Source organism: Flavobacterium sp. IMCC34852 (assembly GCF_030643905.1).
Lineage (GTDB): Bacteria > Bacteroidota > Bacteroidia > Flavobacteriales > Flavobacteriaceae > Flavobacterium > Flavobacterium rivulicola.
Map to the genome: position 1 here is coordinate 1,274,281 of NZ_CP121446.1, position 18,166 is coordinate 1,292,446.

Sequence of the window (18,166 nt, forward strand, 5' to 3'; positions counted from 1 at the left end):
TATGAAAGTATTAATCATTGGTTACGGCAACATGGGGAAAACCTATGCCAACAGTTTTATCAGTTCAAGGTTTATTAAGCCGGAAGATATTTTTGCTTTGGTCAGAAGCGATGCCTTTTCAACTTCAGAAAATGCAATTCCAAAGCAGAATTTTTCCACAAGGGCTACTCATGAAATAGGGGATTTTGACATCGTTATTTTGGCGGTCAAACCACAAGATTTTGCACTTTTGGCAAAAGCCGTAAAACCTTTTTTAAAAGATTCTCAGATTGTTTTTTCGGTCATGGCCGGAATTACTTTAGCTGCTATCGAGAGAGAATTGTCTTGTTCCAAAATTGTCCGTTCGATGCCCAATATTCCCACACAAATCGGAATGGGTATGACGGTTTTTACTGCATCAGCTAATGTGGATAGAAAGGAATTGTTTATCATTCAGAATTTAATCAATACCACCGGAAAATCGGTTTATGTAGAAAATGAAAAACTTATCGATGCAGCAACTGCTATTTCAGGAAGCGGACCGGCATATGTTTTTTATTTCATGCAATCGATGATACAAGCTGCCGTTGATTTGGGCTTTAATGAATCTGAAGCGGAGTTGTTGGTCAACCAAACTTTTATGGGTTCGGTAGCCATACAAAACAGTTATTCCTTATCCAATCAAGAATGGATTGCCAAAGTCGCTTCCAAAGGAGGAACAACAGAAAGTGCGTTATTTGTATTTAAAAAAGGCAACTTGGAGCAAACTATAGTCAATGCCGTAAAAGCCGCTAACAATAGGGCATTAGAGTTAGGGTCATAAAAAAAGCACAGTGTAAACTGCGCTTTTCTTTTTCATAGCAATGGGTAAATTATAGCGATGGTAGCAATACGTTATTGATTACATGGATTACTCCGTTTGAACCCTGAACATCAACTGCTACAATGCCGGTTTGTCTGTTAGCTTCATCAGTTATTGTAGTACCGACAATGGTAAATGTTCCCGTCTCTAATGTTGTAATTGGTGTAGCTGGAATTCCGGTTGAAAGTACATTGGCACCTCCAACTACATGGTATGTTAATACAGAAGTAACTTGTGCAGGAGTTAAACTTGCCAATACTCCGGGATTTTGCGACTCAAAAGTAGTAAAGGCACCATTTGTTGGAGCAAATACAGTAAATGGTGAACCTGCTGTACCACTTAATGTTGGTACTAAACCAGCACCACTAACTAAACCAACTAAAACGGTAAAGTTAGGATTAGCAACAGCATGATTAACTACAGTAGGCAAACCAATAACGTTATCAACTACATGAATTACACCATTAGAAGCTTCAATATCAGCTGTTACTACAGTAGCTCCACCATTACTGGCTCCGCCGTTTAATTTCACACTAGAACCAACTTCAACATACATGCTCAATGTATTAGTGCTTGAAGCGGCACCTTTAGCCAATGTTTTTACATAACCGGTTGCCAATTCATTACTGTAAAAAGAACCTGAAACTACGTGATTTTTTAAAACTTCTGTAAGTAATGGAAGTGGTACAGCATTTATATTGCTAAAACCATTTGCAGTTAAAAAAGCTTGAAACTTATCATTTGTTGGTGCAAACACAGTAAAGTCTCCCGGACTGTCAAAAGTTGAAACCAATCCTGTACGAGTTAGAGCTTCCACTAAAATACTGAAATTCGCATCTGAAGCGGCAATGGCTGCGATAGTTTGTGGTTGATTTGAATTGTTGTCATCATCACTACAAGAATAGATGAACAAAGACATAAGGGTAATTCCTAATAATTTAGTTAGATTTTTCATAGTTATTTTGTTTAAATGTTTTGGCTAAATTAATTATTTTTGTTTAACAAAATTTATAAAAAGATAAACAAAATAAAATTTATAAATATTTTAACAGTTTTGTTTAACAATAGTAAGATTCACTAAAACAGTTATTTATAGTTGTAATCTGTGTTTGTAATGGGTTACGCTTGTCAAGTTATTTTTAAAAGGTTAAACAAAAAGTGTTCTCGATTTTAAAATATTTTTAACAGTAAAGGCTACAATAAAAAAAAATATTTTTCGTTTCCATATTAACTATAAATTTGTTTTCAGTTTTTACACCTATCAATAACTTTTTTATGAAATATATTTTCTTCTTTTTATTGAATACCTTTTTCCTTTTTGCGCAAGATTTTAATAAACTTGATGAAAATGGTAAAAAACACGGTCTTTGGAAAGGAATTTATGAAGAGTCAAAGCGACCTAGATATGAAGGCACTTTTGAGCATGGAAAAGAAGTAGGAGTATTTAAGTTTTTTGATGATACCAAAGCCGGGACTATTATTGCTACCAGAGATTTCAGCGCTAATGACAATTCTTGTTACACCACTTTTTACAACCAAAAAAACAATAAAGTAAGTGAAGGAAAAGTGGTAGATAAGCAGTTTGAAGGCGAATGGAAGTATTATCATTTAAATTCACCGGTCATTATGACTTTGGAATATTACAGCAAAGGAAAATTAAACGGGGTCAGAAAAGTATACTATAACAGCGGCAAAATTGCTGAAGAAACCACTTATAAGAACGGAATCAAAGAAGGATCTTATAAGAGTTATGCCGAAAATGATGTGGTGATGGAAGAAAGTAATTATAAAAATGGTGAATTAGACGGTCAGGCTATTTACAGAGATGCAACAAACAAAATAACCGGTCAGGGTTTGTTTAAGAACGGAAAGAAAGTAGGCATTTGGAAAGTCCTTGAAAAAGGAAAAGTGAAAGAAGTCAATATGAACTACGAAAATAAAAACTTCAAAAGACCTAATATGCCCAAACAACCCACCGAGTAATTTTATTTCAAACCCAAAGTTAGCAACATAAGTTTTGGTTACTTCAGAATTGCTTAAACTGATGTCAGGTCATAAAATTATTCGGATTTTGGCTTAACTTTGCAGCAAATTTTTGCTAAGTATAAAATGAAAAGAGTTGTAGTAGGGCTTTCAGGAGGTGTTGATTCGAGTGTTGCCGCCTATTTATTAAAAGAACAAGGCTATGAAGTGATTGGACTTTTTATGAAAAATTGGCACGATGACTCAGTGACCATTTCCAATGAATGTCCGTGGCTCGAAGACAGTAACGATGCATTACTCGTGGCTGAAAAATTAGGAATTCCTTTCCAAACGGTTGATTTAAGCGAACAATACAAAGAAAAAATCGTCGACTATATGTTCAACGAATATGAACAAGGTCGTACTCCAAATCCGGATGTATTGTGTAATCGCGAAATTAAGTTTGATGTCTTCATGAAAATTGCTTTAAGTCTTGGCGCCGATTATGTGGCTACCGGACATTATTGTCGAAAAGGAACCATCCAAAAAGACGGAAAAGAAATCTTTCAATTATTGGCAGGGATAGACGCAAACAAAGATCAGTCTTATTTTCTTTGTCAATTATCTCAAGAACAATTGGCCAAATCCTTATTTCCAATAGGTGAATTGACCAAACCCGAAGTGCGTGACATAGCCATGCAATTGGATTTGGTTACTGCCGAAAAGAAAGACTCTCAAGGTTTGTGCTTCATTGGTAAAGTGCGTTTGCCTGAATTTTTGCAACAACAATTACAGCCTAAAGAAGGTTTGATTTACGAAGTCGCTGCTAATGATAAAATTTACAGCCAAGAAATACCAACTTTTTCTTCGCTAGAAGACCAATTGGCATTTGAAGCTGAAGGAATTTCCTATACTTCCGAAAACGGAAAAGTGGTAGGCAAACACCAAGGCGCACATTATTTTACCATTGGTCAAAGAAAGGGATTGAATGTTGGCGGTACCAAAGAAGCGCTTTTTATCATTGCAACTGATGTGAAAACCAATACAATTTACACTGGTCAAGGAGCAAGTCATCCTGGCTTGTTTAAAAAAACATTACTTGTTAAGCCTTCAGAAATTCACTGGATACGCGAAGATTTGTCACTTAAAAATGGGGAAACGATGGAAGTCATGGCGAGAATTCGTTACCGTCAAGCTTTGCAAAAAGCAACTTTGTACCAATTCAAAAGTGGCTTGTATGTTTCTTTCGACGAACCGCAATCAGCGATAACTGAAGGGCAATTTGTCGCTTGGAATATTGGAGACGAATTAGTTGGTTCAGGAGTAATTTCATAAATTAGCGCTTTACAATGGTAAAAGCTATGAAGAAACTATTACTTATCGCATTCTTTTTGGGTAGTTTATTAGGTTATGCTCAAGAAGATGCTTGGGTTTATTTTAACGACAAGCCTAATGCACAAACTTTTTTAGACAATCCGTTGACCATGTTAACGCAAAGAGCGCTAGACAGAAGAACTGCGCAATGCATTGCTTTAACAGTAAGTGACGCGCCAATCGAGCAATCTTATGTGAACCAAATCACAGCTGCTCAAGGAATCCAGGTAAAAGCACAATCTAAATGGCTTAATTGTCTTCACATACGTGGCAGTTTCGCTGATATTCAATCGCTAATCGGATTGCCATTTGTAAACCACATAAAATTTGCTAATCATTCTCTTAATGCCAAAATGACCAGGCCCAAAGCCATCATTCCGGTGAATAAGCAAATGGATGTGCAGACTACTTTCGCCTACGGAAATTCGACCAATCAGGTGCAAATGTTAAATGCCCATTTGTTGCACCAACAAGATTATACCGGGTCGGGAAAAATTATAGCCGTACTTGATTCCGGATTCACTGCCGTCAATACCATTATTCCGTTCAACAGAATGTTCAATAATGGACTTTATTTGGGCGGATACAATTATGTAGGAGGAAATACCGATGTTTTTTCGACCCATAATCACGGAACCATGACCTTGTCTTGTATGGCAGGTTTTGTTGATGGTCAATTGGTAGGAACAGCACCCGATGCACAATATTATTTGTTTATTACGGAAGATGTTTCTTCAGAAAATCCGGTAGAAGAAAGTTATTGGGTTCAAGCGGCTGAAGAGGCAGACCGACTTGGAGTGGATGTAATTACAACTTCGCTAGGTTATTTTGGTTATGATAATCCAAGTTACAGTTACACTTATGCTGATATGACCGGAAATAAAGCATTTGCCTCTCAAGGAGCTAATATAGCATTCAGTAAAGGAATGATAGTCATTGCCAGTGCCGGAAATACAGGGAATACTGTCAATCCTCATATTGGTGTTCCGGCTGAAGCTACCCATGTTTTAGCGGTAGGTTCAGTACAATTTGACGAAAATTATTCCGCTTTCAGTTCCATTGGACCAAGTTTTGACGGAAGAGTAAAGCCCGATGTAATGGCCAAAGGACAAAGCGCAACATTGTCTAATACAAACGGAGCTATAGTAACTGCCAGCGGTACTTCGTTTTCTTGCCCGATTATGGCGGGAGCAGTTACGAGTTTTTGGCAAGCAATACCATGGGCAACTAACCAACAAGTGGTTGATTTTGTCAAGCAATCTTCGGATAGATTTACAAGTCCTACTAATCAATATGGCTATGGTATTCCCGATTTTCAAAGCGCTTTAAGTATCGCTGCACTATCGGTGAATGATGCTGCTTTAGGAAGATTTTTAGTTTACCCGAATCCGAGTAATGAATTTATTGCAGCATCATTTCCTAACGGATTTGATACAGCTGTACTATCGCTTTATAATAATTTGGGACAAATGATTTTAGAGCAAGAGATTATTTCTAATCAACAACTTTCTATCAATCATTTGACTTCCGGCATGTATTATTATAAAATCAAAAGCAATTCATTGGTACAATCCGGGAAAATCATTAAAAATTAAAGCCTTAGTATTTTAGTTTGCATGAATAAAATCACCCAACTTTTTAATATCAAATACCCAATCATTCAAGGCGGAATGATTTGGAATAGTGGCTATAAATTAGCCAGTGCGGTCAGTAATGCCGGTGGATTAGGTTTAATTGGCGCCGGTTCTATGTATCCCGATGTGTTGAGAGAACATATTCAAAAATGTAAGGCCGCAACGGATAAGCCTTTTGGGGTAAACGTTCCTATGTTGTATCCGAATATTGAGGAAATTATACAAATCATAATAGAGGAAGGCGTAAAGATAGTTTTTACATCAGCAGGGAATCCAAAAACATGGACGAGTTATTTGAAAGAAAAAGGAATAACCGTGGTGCATGTGGTTAGTAGTTCCAAATTTGCTTTAAAAGCCCAAGAAGCCGGAGTGGACGCTGTAGTCGCCGAAGGTTTTGAAGCCGGAGGCCATAATGGTAGAGAAGAAACTACTACACTGACTTTAATTCCTATGGTAAAAGAACAAATTTCAATTCCCTTAATAGCAGCCGGAGGCATAGCTTCGGGAAGAGGAATGTTGGCGGCGATGGTTTTAGGTGCTGATGGTGTTCAAATGGGTTCTCGTTTTGCAGCGTCTTTTGAAAGTTCGGCTCATGAAAATTTTAAGCAAACCATTGTCAATGTAAAAGAAGGAGATACTCAATTGACCTTAAAAGAATTAGCTCCGGTTCGTTTGATTAAAAATAAATTTTACAATGATCTGCAAGAACTGTATGCCAAATGTCCAACTCCTGAGGAATTAAAAACACTTCTCGGACGAGCCAGAGCCAAACGCGGCATGTTTGAAGGAGATTTGATTGAAGGTGAATTAGAAATAGGTCAAATAGCCGGCATAATCCATGAAATCAAATCAGTTGAAGAAATAATAGCCGCAATCATTTCTGAATTTACTATAGCCAAACAAGAATTAGACAGGCCGATTTTTTAACCACTATAGTTTTACATTTTATTGTTAATAGGTTTGTGTTTGTGACGTAAACTTGTTAACAATTTTTATTTTTTAATACTTCTGGTTGAATATTGATAACTCATTATTCTCATCAATTATTTTTTTAAACTACATATTTTCAGCAAGATATAACTAAAAGTATTTGTTGAAAAGTTGTTGATAATGTTGATTATTTTGTTTATAACATTTTAATAAGTGAAAATTTGCCGCCAAAATTATAAGTAATATAGTGGTGGTGATTTTGCTTTGACTGATGCTGTGAATTGTTGACTCATATAGCTGGTTTTTGTTGAAGTTTATCATCTTAAAATGAGAAGGAGTGATGTTGTACGATTTCAAAATGTATTAAATAGAACTGCTTATGAGAATAACTACTCTCGCCAAAAATTATTTCTTTTACTGTGTTTTAGTATTAACACTAATTGGGCAGAATGGTTTTGTTTATTCTCAATGTCCAACGGTCACAGATGCTACTCAATCTTTTTGTGATACACAATCGCCTACAGTAGCCAGTTTGGTTGCTACAGATAATGGTGGTGGTATTAAATGGTATGCGACAGCTACCTCAAATACACAATTGCCCAATTCTACAGTTTTAGTTAATGGCCAAGATTATTTTGCCGATGACAATACAGGGAACTGTGGTCCAAGACAAAGTGTTACGGTTACCATATATTCAGCACCAACCGGTGCTAATTTTCAAGGAGTTTGTGTGACCAGCTTGAGTCAGGCTACACCTTCGAATCCTCAGTTTGTTATTTTTGGAAATAATTTACAATGGTATACAACACCGTCAGGCGGAACTGCGCTCTCACCAACAGCTATTCTGAATGACAATACTATTTATTATATAAGTCAAACTAATCCTGATACTGGTTGTCAAACTTCAAGGCTATCTGTTTTTGTTAATGTTGGTTTGGTGCCGCCTCCAACAGGAGATGCTATTCAAGAATTTTGTAACATTCCGGGAAGCCCTCCAACTATAGGAGATTTAGTGGCATCGGGAAATAATAATTGGTATTTGAATCCAACTTTCGGAATACCTTTAGATCCGTCTACTCCGCTGATTAATGGACAGTTTTATTATGCTTCAACTGTTGATCCTCCTTGTGAAAGTGTTGATAGGCTTGAGGTTTTGGTAAATCTTTACGAACCAAATGATGCCGGAAGCGATGGTAATAGAAGTATTTGCGTTAATGAGATTCCAACAACAGCTCCATTTGATTTGTTTGATTTTTTAGGAGGAACGCCCGATAATAGCGGTGTCTGGAGTGGGCCAATAGCTACAACAAATGGATTCCAAGGAACTTTAGACGTTTCAGCAATGACACTTGCCGGAAGTCCATATGTGTTTACTTATACTGTTTCCTCTGCACTATGTGCTCCAGATATATCGACGGTAACCATTACAATATTAGATTTACCATCAGTTAGTGTTGCAGTTAGCCCGACAACGATCTGTGCCAATGACAGTGCTGCTTTTACTTTTACCGGTACACCAAATGCTACAGTTACTTATAACATCAACGGTGGTTCGAACCAAACGGTTGTCTTAAACGCAGGTGGCACAGCTACCATCACCGGAACTTACACTGCTGATACTACGGTAAACATAGTAAGTGTAGCGAGTTCGGGTACACCAAGTTGTGTTAATCCACAAACGAGCAGTATTACTTTGACGGTATTACCATTACCAACGGCGAGTGTTGCGGTAAGTCCAACAACCATCTGTGCCAATGACAGTGCCACTTTCACATTTACAGGTACACCAAATGCTACAGTTACTTATAACATTAATGGCGGCGCAAATCAAACAGTTGTTTTAGGCGCAGCAGGTACAGCCACATTAACAGGAACTTACATGGCCAACACCACTATTAATATCGTAAGTGTTGCAAGTTCGGGTACACCGAGTTGTGTTAATTTACAACCGAGTAGTGTTGTTTTAACGGTATTACCATTACCAACAGCTAGTGTAAGTGTTACACCACCAACAATTTGTTTGGGCGATAGTGCTACTTTTACTTTTACCGGTACACCAAATGCTACGGTAACTTATAACATCGACGGGGGTGCAAATCAAACCATAGTATTGAGTGGAGCAGGTACAGCCACATTAACGGGAACTTACTCGGCTAACACTACAGTAAATATTGTAAGTGTAGCGAGTTCAGGCACGCCAAGTTGTGTTAATCCACAAACGAGCAGTGTTACTTTAACGATACAGCCATTGCCGACAGTTAGTGTTGCAGTTAGTCCGACAACGATCTGTGCCAATGACAGTGCTACTTTTACTTTTACCGGTACACCAAATGCTACAGTTACTTATAACATCAACGGTGGTTCGAACCAAACGGTTGTCTTAAACGCAGGTGGCACAGCTACCATCACCGGAACTTACACTGCTGATACTACGGTAAACATAGTAAGTGTAGCGAGTTCGGGTACACCAAGTTGTGTTAATCCACAAACGAGCAGTATTACTTTGACGGTATTACCATTACCAACGGCGAGTGTTGCTGTGAGTCCAACAACCATCTGTGCCAATGACAGTGCCACTTTCACATTTACAGGTACACCAAATGCTACAGTTACTTATAACATTAATGGCGGCGCAAATCAAACAGTTGTTTTAGACGCAGCAGGTACAGCCACATTAACAGGAACTTACACGGCCAACACCACTATTAATATCGTAAGTGTTGCAAGTTCGGGTACACCGAGTTGTGTTAATTTACAACCGAGTAGTGTTGTTTTAACGGTATTACCATTACCAACAGCTAGTGTAAGTGTTACACCACCAATAATTTGTTTGGGCGATAGTGCTACTTTTACTTTTACCGGTACACCAAATGCTACGGTAACTTATAACATCGACGGCGGCGCAAATCAAACAGTTGTTTTAGACGCAGCAGGTACAGCCACATTAACGGGAACTTACTCGGCTAACACTACAGTAAATATTGTAAGTATAGCGAGTTCAGGCACGCCAAGTTGTGTTAATCCACAAACGAGCAGTGTTACTTTAACGATACAGCCATTGCCGATAGTTAGTGTTGCAGTTAGTCCGACAACGATCTGTGCCAATGACAGTGCTACTTTTACTTTTACCGGTACACCAAATGCTACAGTTACTTATAACATCAACGGTGGTTCGAACCAAACGGTTGTCTTAAACGCAGGTGGCACAGCTACCATCACCGGAACTTACACTGCTGATACTACGGTAAACATAGTAAGTGTAGCGAGTTCGGGTACACCAAGTTGTGTTAATCCACAAACGAGCAGTATTACTTTGACGGTATTACCATTACCAACGGCGAGTGTTGCGGTAAGTCCAACAACCATCTGTGCCAATGACAGTGCCACTTTCACATTTACAGGTACACCAAATGCTACAGTTACTTATAACATTAATGGCGGCGCAAATCAAACAGTTGTTTTAGGCGCAGCAGGTACAGCCACATTAACAGGAACTTACACGGCCAACACCACTATTAATATCGTAAGTGTTGCAAGTTCGGGTATACCGAGTTGTGTTAATTTACAACCGAGTAGTGTTGTTTTAACGGTATTACCATTGCCAACAGTTAGTGTAAGTGTTACACCACCAACAATTTGTTTGGGCGATAGTGCTACTTTTACTTTTACCGGTACACCAAATGCTACGGTAACTTATAACATCGACGGGGGTGCAAATCAAACCATAGTATTGAGTGGAGCAGGTACAGCCACATTAACGGGAACTTACTCGGCTAACACTACAGTAAATATTGTAAGTGTAGCGAGTTCAGGCACGCCAAGTTGTGTTAATCCACAAACGAGCAGTGTTACTTTAACGATACAGCCATTGCCGACAGTTAGTGTTGCAGTTAGTCCGACAACGATCTGTGCCAATGACAGTGCTACTTTTACTTTTACCGGTACACCAAATGCTACAGTTACTTATAACATCAACGGTGGTTCGAACCAAACGGTTGTCTTAAACGCAGGTGGCACAGCTACCATCACCGGAACTTACACTGCTGATACTACGGTAAACATAGTAAGTGTAGCGAGTTCGGGTACACCAAGTTGTGTTAATCCACAAACGAGCAGTATTACTTTGACGGTATTACCATTACCAACGGCGAGTGTTGCGGTAAGTCCAACAACCATCTGTGCCAATGACAGTGCCACTTTCACATTTACAGGTACACCAAATGCTACAGTTACTTATAACATTAATGGCGGCGCAAATCAAACAGTTGTTTTAGGCGCAGCAGGTACAGCCACATTAACAGGAACTTACATGGCCAACACCACTATTAATATCGTAAGTGTTGCAAGTTCGGGTACACCGAGTTGTGTTAATTTACAACCGAGTAGTGTTGTTTTAACGGTATTACCATTACCAACAGCTAGTGTAAGTGTTACACCACCAACAATTTGTTTGGGCGATAGTGCTACTTTTACTTTTACCGGTACACCAAATGCTACGGTAACTTATAACATCGACGGGGGTGCAAATCAAACCATAGTATTGAGTGGAGCAGGTACAGCCACATTAACGGGAACTTACTCGGCTAACACTACAGTAAATATTGTAAGTGTAGCGAGTTCAGGCACGCCAAGTTGTGTTAATCCACAAACGAGCAGTGTTACTTTAACGATACAGCCATTGCCGACAGTTAGTGTTGCAGTTAGTCCGACAACGATCTGTGCCAATGACAGTGCTACTTTTACTTTTACCGGTACACCAAATGCTACAGTTACTTATAACATCAACGGTGGTTCGAACCAAACGGTTGTCTTAAACGCAGGTGGCACAGCTACCATCACCGGAACTTACACTGCTGATACTACGGTAAACATAGTAAGTGTAGCGAGTTCGGGTACACCAAGTTGTGTTAATCCACAAACGAGCAGTATTACTTTGACGGTATTACCATTACCAACGGCGAGTGTTGCTGTGAGTCCAACAACCATCTGTGCCAATGACAGTGCCACTTTCACATTTACAGGTACACCAAATGCTACAGTTACTTATAACATTAATGGCGGCGCAAATCAAACAGTTGTTTTAGACGCAGCAGGTACAGCCACATTAACAGGAACTTACACGGCCAACACCACTATTAATATCGTAAGTGTTGCAAGTTCGGGTACACCGAGTTGTGTTAATTTACAACCGAGTAGTGTTGTTTTAACGGTATTACCATTACCAACAGCTAGTGTAAGTGTTACACCACCAATAATTTGTTTGGGCGATAGTGCTACTTTTACTTTTACCGGTACACCAAATGCTACGGTAACTTATAACATCGACGGCGGCGCAAATCAAACAGTTGTTTTAGACGCAGCAGGTACAGCCACATTAACGGGAACTTACTCGGCTAACACTACAGTAAATATTGTAAGTATAGCGAGTTCAGGCACGCCAAGTTGTGTTAATCCACAAACGAGCAGCAGCGTAGTATTGACGGTAGTTAATCCACCAATTGCAGGAACAAGTACAAGTACAATAGTTTGTGTTTTGAGTCCATCATTTGATTTGTTCTCATTATTAGGACCAACTGCTCAAACTGGAGGAACTTGGACACCGGTTTTAGCTAGTGGTACCGGAGTTTTTGACCCAGCCGTAGATACGGCCGGCACATATACTTATACACTATCCGGAACAGCACCATGTCAATCATCATCTGCGACTGTTCAAGTAACGGTTAATCCGGTTCCGGATGCAGGAAATGACGGAACATTAAATATTTGTTCTAATCAAAATCCAGTTGATTTATTTGCTTCCTTATCAGGAACACCACAATCAGGAGGAACTTGGACACCGGTATTAGCCAGTGGGACGGGGATATTCAATCCAGCAGTTGATATATCAGGAGTTTATACTTATACAGTTACCGGTATTGCACCTTGTGTTGATGATACTTCATCAGTAACGGTAACAGTAACTCCGGGACCTGAAGCAGGAACCAATAATTCAGTTACACTTTGTGTCAACAGTCCGGCACAAGATTTAGCACTATTGTTAGGCCCTAATTCACAACCGGGCGGAGTTTGGTCTCCGGCATTGGCCAGTGGAACAGGAGTTTTTGATCCTACAGTAGATGTTGCTGGTGATTATACTTACACACTTTCAGGAACCCAACCTTGTGATAATGATTTTGCTATAATAACAGTAATTGTTAATCCGGTTCCAAATGCAGGAGATGATAGTTCAATCACTTTATGTTCAAATAATCCAGCCCAAGATTTGTTCTTATTATTAGGTTCAAACGCACAATCGGGTGGAACTTGGTCACCGGCTTTAGCCAGTGGTACAGGATTCATTAATCCGGCTATTGATGTAGCCGGAACTTACACCTACAGCGTTGGTGGTGGTTTATGTGCTACTGATACTGCAGAGGTAATTGTCACTCTAATTCAAGCGCCAAATTCAGGAGGAATTGGTCAAACTTTAAATACTTGTATCAATGAAACTTCTTTGGACTTGTTCACAGGTTTGGATGGTACACAAAATTCAACCGGAACTTGGAATGACGATGATGCTTCAGGCGCATTAACCGGTAGCATTTTTAATCCATCTGCAGTTGCTGTTGGAACCTATCATTTTACTTATACAGTTCTTGGAACATCACCTTGTTCTAATTCAAGTTCAACGGTTACAGTTGTAGTAGATTCGTTGCCAAATGCGGGAACATTTACAGGTGTTATATCATTGTGTCCAAGTGTGGGTGTTTTAGACTTAACTACTTTATTAACCGGACAAGATTCGGGAGGAACTTGGACAGATGGTTCAGCCCAAACCGTAACCTCACCTATCACCATTGTTAGTTTGGCTGCCGGTACTTACAGTTATACTTACACCGTCACCAATTTATGCGGTACGGATACCGAAACAGTTCAGTTTACTATTTTGCCAAATCCACTTTTGACTACTGTTAATGTAACCATTTCACCGGCTTGTCTTGGAGCCAATGTGGTTGTGAATTTAAACGGAATGACTGATGGCATTTACACACTGAGTTATGATTTAGCAGGTGCCAATACTTTATCGGGTCAAACGACAACAGTTACTATAGCTTCCGGTGCCGGAAACTTTAGTATACCAAGTGCTTCTCTTCCAAATATCGGAACAACGGTAATTACTTTTACCAATATTTTAAATACTGTTTCTAACTGTTCCAATACGCTAACCGGTGTTGCTGCACAAATCATTGTCAGACCTTTAGCCGATATAGATAGCGCAAGTCTCACTGCCACCAATGTATGTTTCGGAACAGCTGTAGTTGTCGATATTGCCAATGCCATCAATTTACCGGATGGTGTTTATCAGTTCAATTATTCTATTCCGGGTGCAACACCAACTTCAGGAGTTACCGGTAATGTAACCGTTACAGGAGGCATAGGACAGTTTACCATTCCGGCTGCAATATTTACAGCTGCAGGAAATTATACTTTGACTATCATCGGAATCATTGCCGCAACCGGTTGTACCAATGCCAATGAAAATGCAACGGTTAGTTTTGTCATCAATCCGATTCCGGATTTGAATACGGCAACTTTGACTGTTCAGGACACTTGTACTAATTATGCGAGTCAAGCTACCATTTCAGGTACAGTAAATATGCCGGATGGGGATTATATTATCCAATATCTTTTGAGTGGTGCCAATTCAGCTTCAAATACTGTAACTGTAACTTTTACGGGCGGAATAGGAACTTTTACTATTCCGGCTACCGATTTGGTTAATAATGGAACTACATCATTGACTATCAGTCAGATAGATTCTGTTGTAACAACCTGTGGCGTAATTGGAAATGTGGTGATGTCAACGGATTTCAATGTTAGCCAATTAGGAACACCGCAAATTATTCAAGACGGCAATCTTTTCTGTGAAGATGACAATCCAACAATAGAAAATTTATCCGGAAATCTTGTCGGATTCCCAACGGTAATTTGGTACAATGCGCCAACCGGCGGAACAGCATATTCTACTACGGATTTATTGGTGCACGGTACAACTTATTATGCGGCTTTAACTGCGGCGAGTGGTTGTGAAGGTTCTGTCAGATTGGAAGTTATTGTGGATTTAACAGTTTGTGATGATATTTTAATTCCGGATGGTTATTCGCCAAACAATGACGGCATCAACGATACTTTTGAAATTGAAAACCTTGCGACTTTATATCCGAACTTCAAATTAGAAATCTACAACCGTTACGGGAATTTGATTTATACCGGAAACAGAAATGTACCTAATTGGGATGGAACCACTAGCGTAGGCGGATTGAATTTGGGTGACAATTTATTGCCAACCGGCGTTTATTTCTACATATTGAATTTCAATGACGGTGTCAGAAAAGCAGTCCAAGGAAGAGTATATCTAAACAGATAAGTAAGATGAGTACAATTATGAAACATAAAATCATTCACTATTTTTCTGCGATACTTATCGTATTGAGCTCTTCTTCGATGTTGGCCCAACAAGATCCTCAGTTTACCCATTACATGTACAACATGAGTGTAATCAATCCAGCTTATGCGACCGAGAATAAAGACGTGATTAACATGGGTGGCATTTACCGTGCCCAATGGGTTGGTATTGAAGGCGCACCAACAACACAATCCTTTTTTGCCCACAAACCATTATCCAGAAAAGTGGAAATGGGTATCTCGATTATTCATGATGAAATAGGCGATGTAGTAGAAGAAAGTAATATTTATGCCGACTTTGCCTATGTGTTATCACTGTCTGAAAAAACGAGATTGTCCTTTGGTGTCAAAGCCGGTGTGACTCTTTTCAGTACCAATTTTAACGGATTTCAATACACCAGTCCGTTGCTCGATCCGGCATTTGAAAATAATATCAGCCAAACCTTTCCCAATGTAGGCGCCGGAACTTATTTGTTTGGCGATAATTATTATTTAGGGTTTTCAACGCCAAATTTACTCACCACCAAACATCTCGAAAACACTAACGGCATCGTTACTACCGGAGTGGAAGCCATTCACTATTTCTTAACCGGTGGTTATGTCTTTACTTTGAATGGCAACGACAATTTGAAAATAAAACCGGCGTTCATGGCCAAAGGCGTTCAAGGCGCACCGGTGGCACTCGACTTAACGACCAATGTTTTAATCAATAATAAATTCGAAGCCGGTATAGGCTACCGATTGGACGATTCTGTCAGCGGTTTGGCCAGTTTTTATGTAACACCAAGATTAAGAATAGGCTATTCTTATGACTATACGCTAACAAACCTTAGAAAGTTCAATACCGGTTCTCATGAGGTTTTTGTTTTATTCGACCTTGATTTAGGCCGACTTTCAGGAAAAGGGTATGATAAATCACCAAGATTCTTTTAAAATGGATACGATGAAAAAAATCTTCTACATACTTTTTGTTTTTTGCAGTATCACCACTCTTTTTGCCCAAAAAAAAGTTAGTGTCAAACAAGCCCATTCTTTGTTTGACCGAAAATCCTACGTCAAAGCCGCGGCGGCTTATGAGCAACTCGAACAATCACAAAAAGTGTTGCAGAATTTGGGCGATTGTTACTACTACAATTTCCAAATGGATAATGCCGTTCGGGCTTATGGTCAGCTGTTTTTTACCTATAAAGACAGCGTTAAAAAAGAAGTCTATTTTCGTTATGCCAATGCATTAAAGGGAATTAAAGACTTTGACAAAGGCGATGCCATCATGTCGGAATATTTAGGTTTCGAACAAAATACGCCTAAGTTCATGAAGAACGCTACCCGAAATACACCCAACAGTTTCAAATTGGAACCCATGTCCAAAAACAGAACCAATGGTGATTTCGGAATTGCGTTTTATGGCGAAAAAGTAACTTTTGCCTCACTGAGAAATGCCGAAGAGAAAGCTTATGGTTGGAATGACCGACCTTATTTAGACTTATTCATGGCTTCGGTAAATGACAAGGGACAATTGGTTCAAGTGGAACCATTTCCGGATATTATCAATACCAAGAAACACGAAAGTAATGCTACCTTCAGTGCCGATGGTAAAACCATGTACTTTAATAGAAGTGGAGACAAACAGGTTGAAATTGGCAACGAAAGAGTAGCTACGGTCAAAATATTCAAAGCTGAATTCGTAGATGGTAAATGGACCAATGTCAAGATGTGTTCTTTTTCCAGCGATGAGTATTCAGTTCAACATCCATTCCTGACCAAAGACGGCAAGAAACTTTACTTCGCCAGCGATATGAAAGGAACGATTGGTTCGATGGATATTTTTGTGGTGGATATTTTGCAAGACGGTACTTTTAGCCAACCGAGAAATTTAGGCGAAACTATTAATACGATTCACCGCGAACAATTCCCTTTTGTAACAGAAGACGGAACGTTATACTTTGCTTCTGATGGACATCAAGGCAATGGGAATCTTGATATTTTCATGAGCTATAAATTGACCGAAACCGAGTTTGACAAACCTTTAAATCTTGGCTCAACCATCAATAGCGAAATGGACGATTTCAATTTTATTTTGGATGAAGCCAATGATAAAGGTTATTTTGCCTCCAACCGAACCGGTGATGATAATTTATACACTTTTGTTCGTGAGGAAAATAAGTTGCAATATTTAGTCGAAGGTGAAGTAAGAGATTTGAAATCCTCAGAACTTTTACCGGGCGCAACGGTGAAATTGTACAACGATAAAGGCGAATTACTCGAAGAAATTTTAGTGGGTAAAGACGGTGATTTCGTTTTCAATACAGAGCCGAATAAGAAATACAAAATCATGGCTTTCAAAGATTTTTATATTCCGGCAGAAGCCGAATTTGATACGAGTGTAAAAGGGAAAGTGTATATCGATTTGCAAATGAAAGTCGAGTCTTATTATGACGCCGAAGACATTATTAATAAAAAAGACGACGGAACGGTTTTAATCGAGTTGGAAAATATCTACTTCGATTTAGACAAATGGAACATCAAGCCTCAAGCCGCACAGGTTTTAGATGTATTGGTTGGCTTATTAAAAAAATACCCATACATGGAAATCCAAATTGGTTCACATACCGATACCAGAGCTTCCGAAATGTATAATTTGAGATTGTCAAACCGAAGAGCTGCTTCCGCTTTAGAATATTTGGTACAAAACGGAATTGACAGAAAGAGGCTGAAATCAGTAGGATACGGTGAGAGCAAACCACTGATCATTTGTCCGAAAAATGATTGTACCGATAGCGAGCATGCCACCAATCGTAGATGTACGTTTATGATTTTGAAATAAGTTAGTTGTTGAATGTTGTTATTAAATTGGGATTTTGAATCAAATGCATACTCTAATCAGTATGCATTTGTTTTTTGGGTGAAAACCTAACTTTACATTAACATAAATATTCAGCAAGGATTCAGTTGTAATCTCTATTTTTGTTATCCAATAATA

At 39.0% G+C, this 18,166-nt stretch carries 9 protein-coding genes; 8 read left to right on the plus strand and 1 reads right to left on the minus strand.

Annotated elements, in window-relative coordinates:
* Position 1: 1 nt before the first annotated feature.
* Positions 2–802, plus strand: a complete 801-nt coding sequence (proC, locus tag P7V56_RS05525; protein ID WP_171222674.1) for a pyrroline-5-carboxylate reductase — start codon at positions 2–4, stop codon at positions 800–802.
* A 49-nt stretch (positions 803–851) separates the two neighbouring features.
* On the opposite strand, the gene P7V56_RS05530 is transcribed toward proC, so the two are convergent.
* Positions 852–1,796, minus strand: a complete 945-nt coding sequence (locus P7V56_RS05530) for a fasciclin domain-containing protein (RefSeq protein WP_171222675.1) — start codon at positions 1,794–1,796, stop codon at positions 852–854.
* Positions 1,797–2,116: 320 nt separating this feature from the next.
* Between P7V56_RS05530 and P7V56_RS05535 the strand changes: the two genes are divergently transcribed.
* The 7 genes from P7V56_RS05535 to P7V56_RS05565 all read left to right on the plus strand — a co-directional run bounded on the left by P7V56_RS05535 (position 2,117) and on the right by P7V56_RS05565 (position 18,010).
* Positions 2,117–2,824: a toxin-antitoxin system YwqK family antitoxin gene (locus P7V56_RS05535; RefSeq protein ID WP_171222676.1), complete on the plus strand. Its 708-nt coding sequence runs from the start codon at positions 2,117–2,119 to the stop codon at positions 2,822–2,824.
* Positions 2,825–2,950: 126 nt separating this feature from the next.
* Entirely contained in the window at positions 2,951–4,138 is a 1,188-nt protein-coding gene (mnmA, locus tag P7V56_RS05540; protein ID WP_171222677.1) for a tRNA 2-thiouridine(34) synthase MnmA, read from the plus strand.
* Positions 4,139–4,164: 26 nt separating this feature from the next.
* The gene (locus P7V56_RS05545; protein WP_171222678.1) at positions 4,165–5,772 is read left to right on the plus strand and encodes a S8 family serine peptidase; all 1,608 of its coding nucleotides are present in this window, start codon (positions 4,165–4,167) and stop codon (positions 5,770–5,772) included.
* A 21-nt stretch (positions 5,773–5,793) separates the two neighbouring features.
* Entirely contained in the window at positions 5,794–6,738 is a 945-nt protein-coding gene (locus P7V56_RS05550; RefSeq protein WP_171222679.1) for an NAD(P)H-dependent flavin oxidoreductase, read from the plus strand.
* 382 nt (positions 6,739–7,120) lie between these two features.
* Positions 7,121–15,148 (plus strand): T9SS type B sorting domain-containing protein, encoded by an 8,028-nt coding sequence (locus tag P7V56_RS05555; RefSeq protein ID WP_304986249.1) that lies wholly within the window; start codon positions 7,121–7,123, stop codon positions 15,146–15,148.
* Between the two features lie 5 nt (positions 15,149–15,153).
* Positions 15,154–16,119, plus strand: a complete 966-nt coding sequence (locus P7V56_RS05560; RefSeq protein ID WP_240976650.1) for a PorP/SprF family type IX secretion system membrane protein — start codon at positions 15,154–15,156, stop codon at positions 16,117–16,119.
* A 10-nt stretch (positions 16,120–16,129) separates the two neighbouring features.
* Complete coding sequence (locus tag P7V56_RS05565) at positions 16,130–18,010, plus strand: OmpA family protein (protein ID WP_171222681.1); 1,881 nt, start codon at positions 16,130–16,132, stop codon at positions 18,008–18,010.
* Positions 18,011–18,166: the final 156 nt, after the last annotated feature.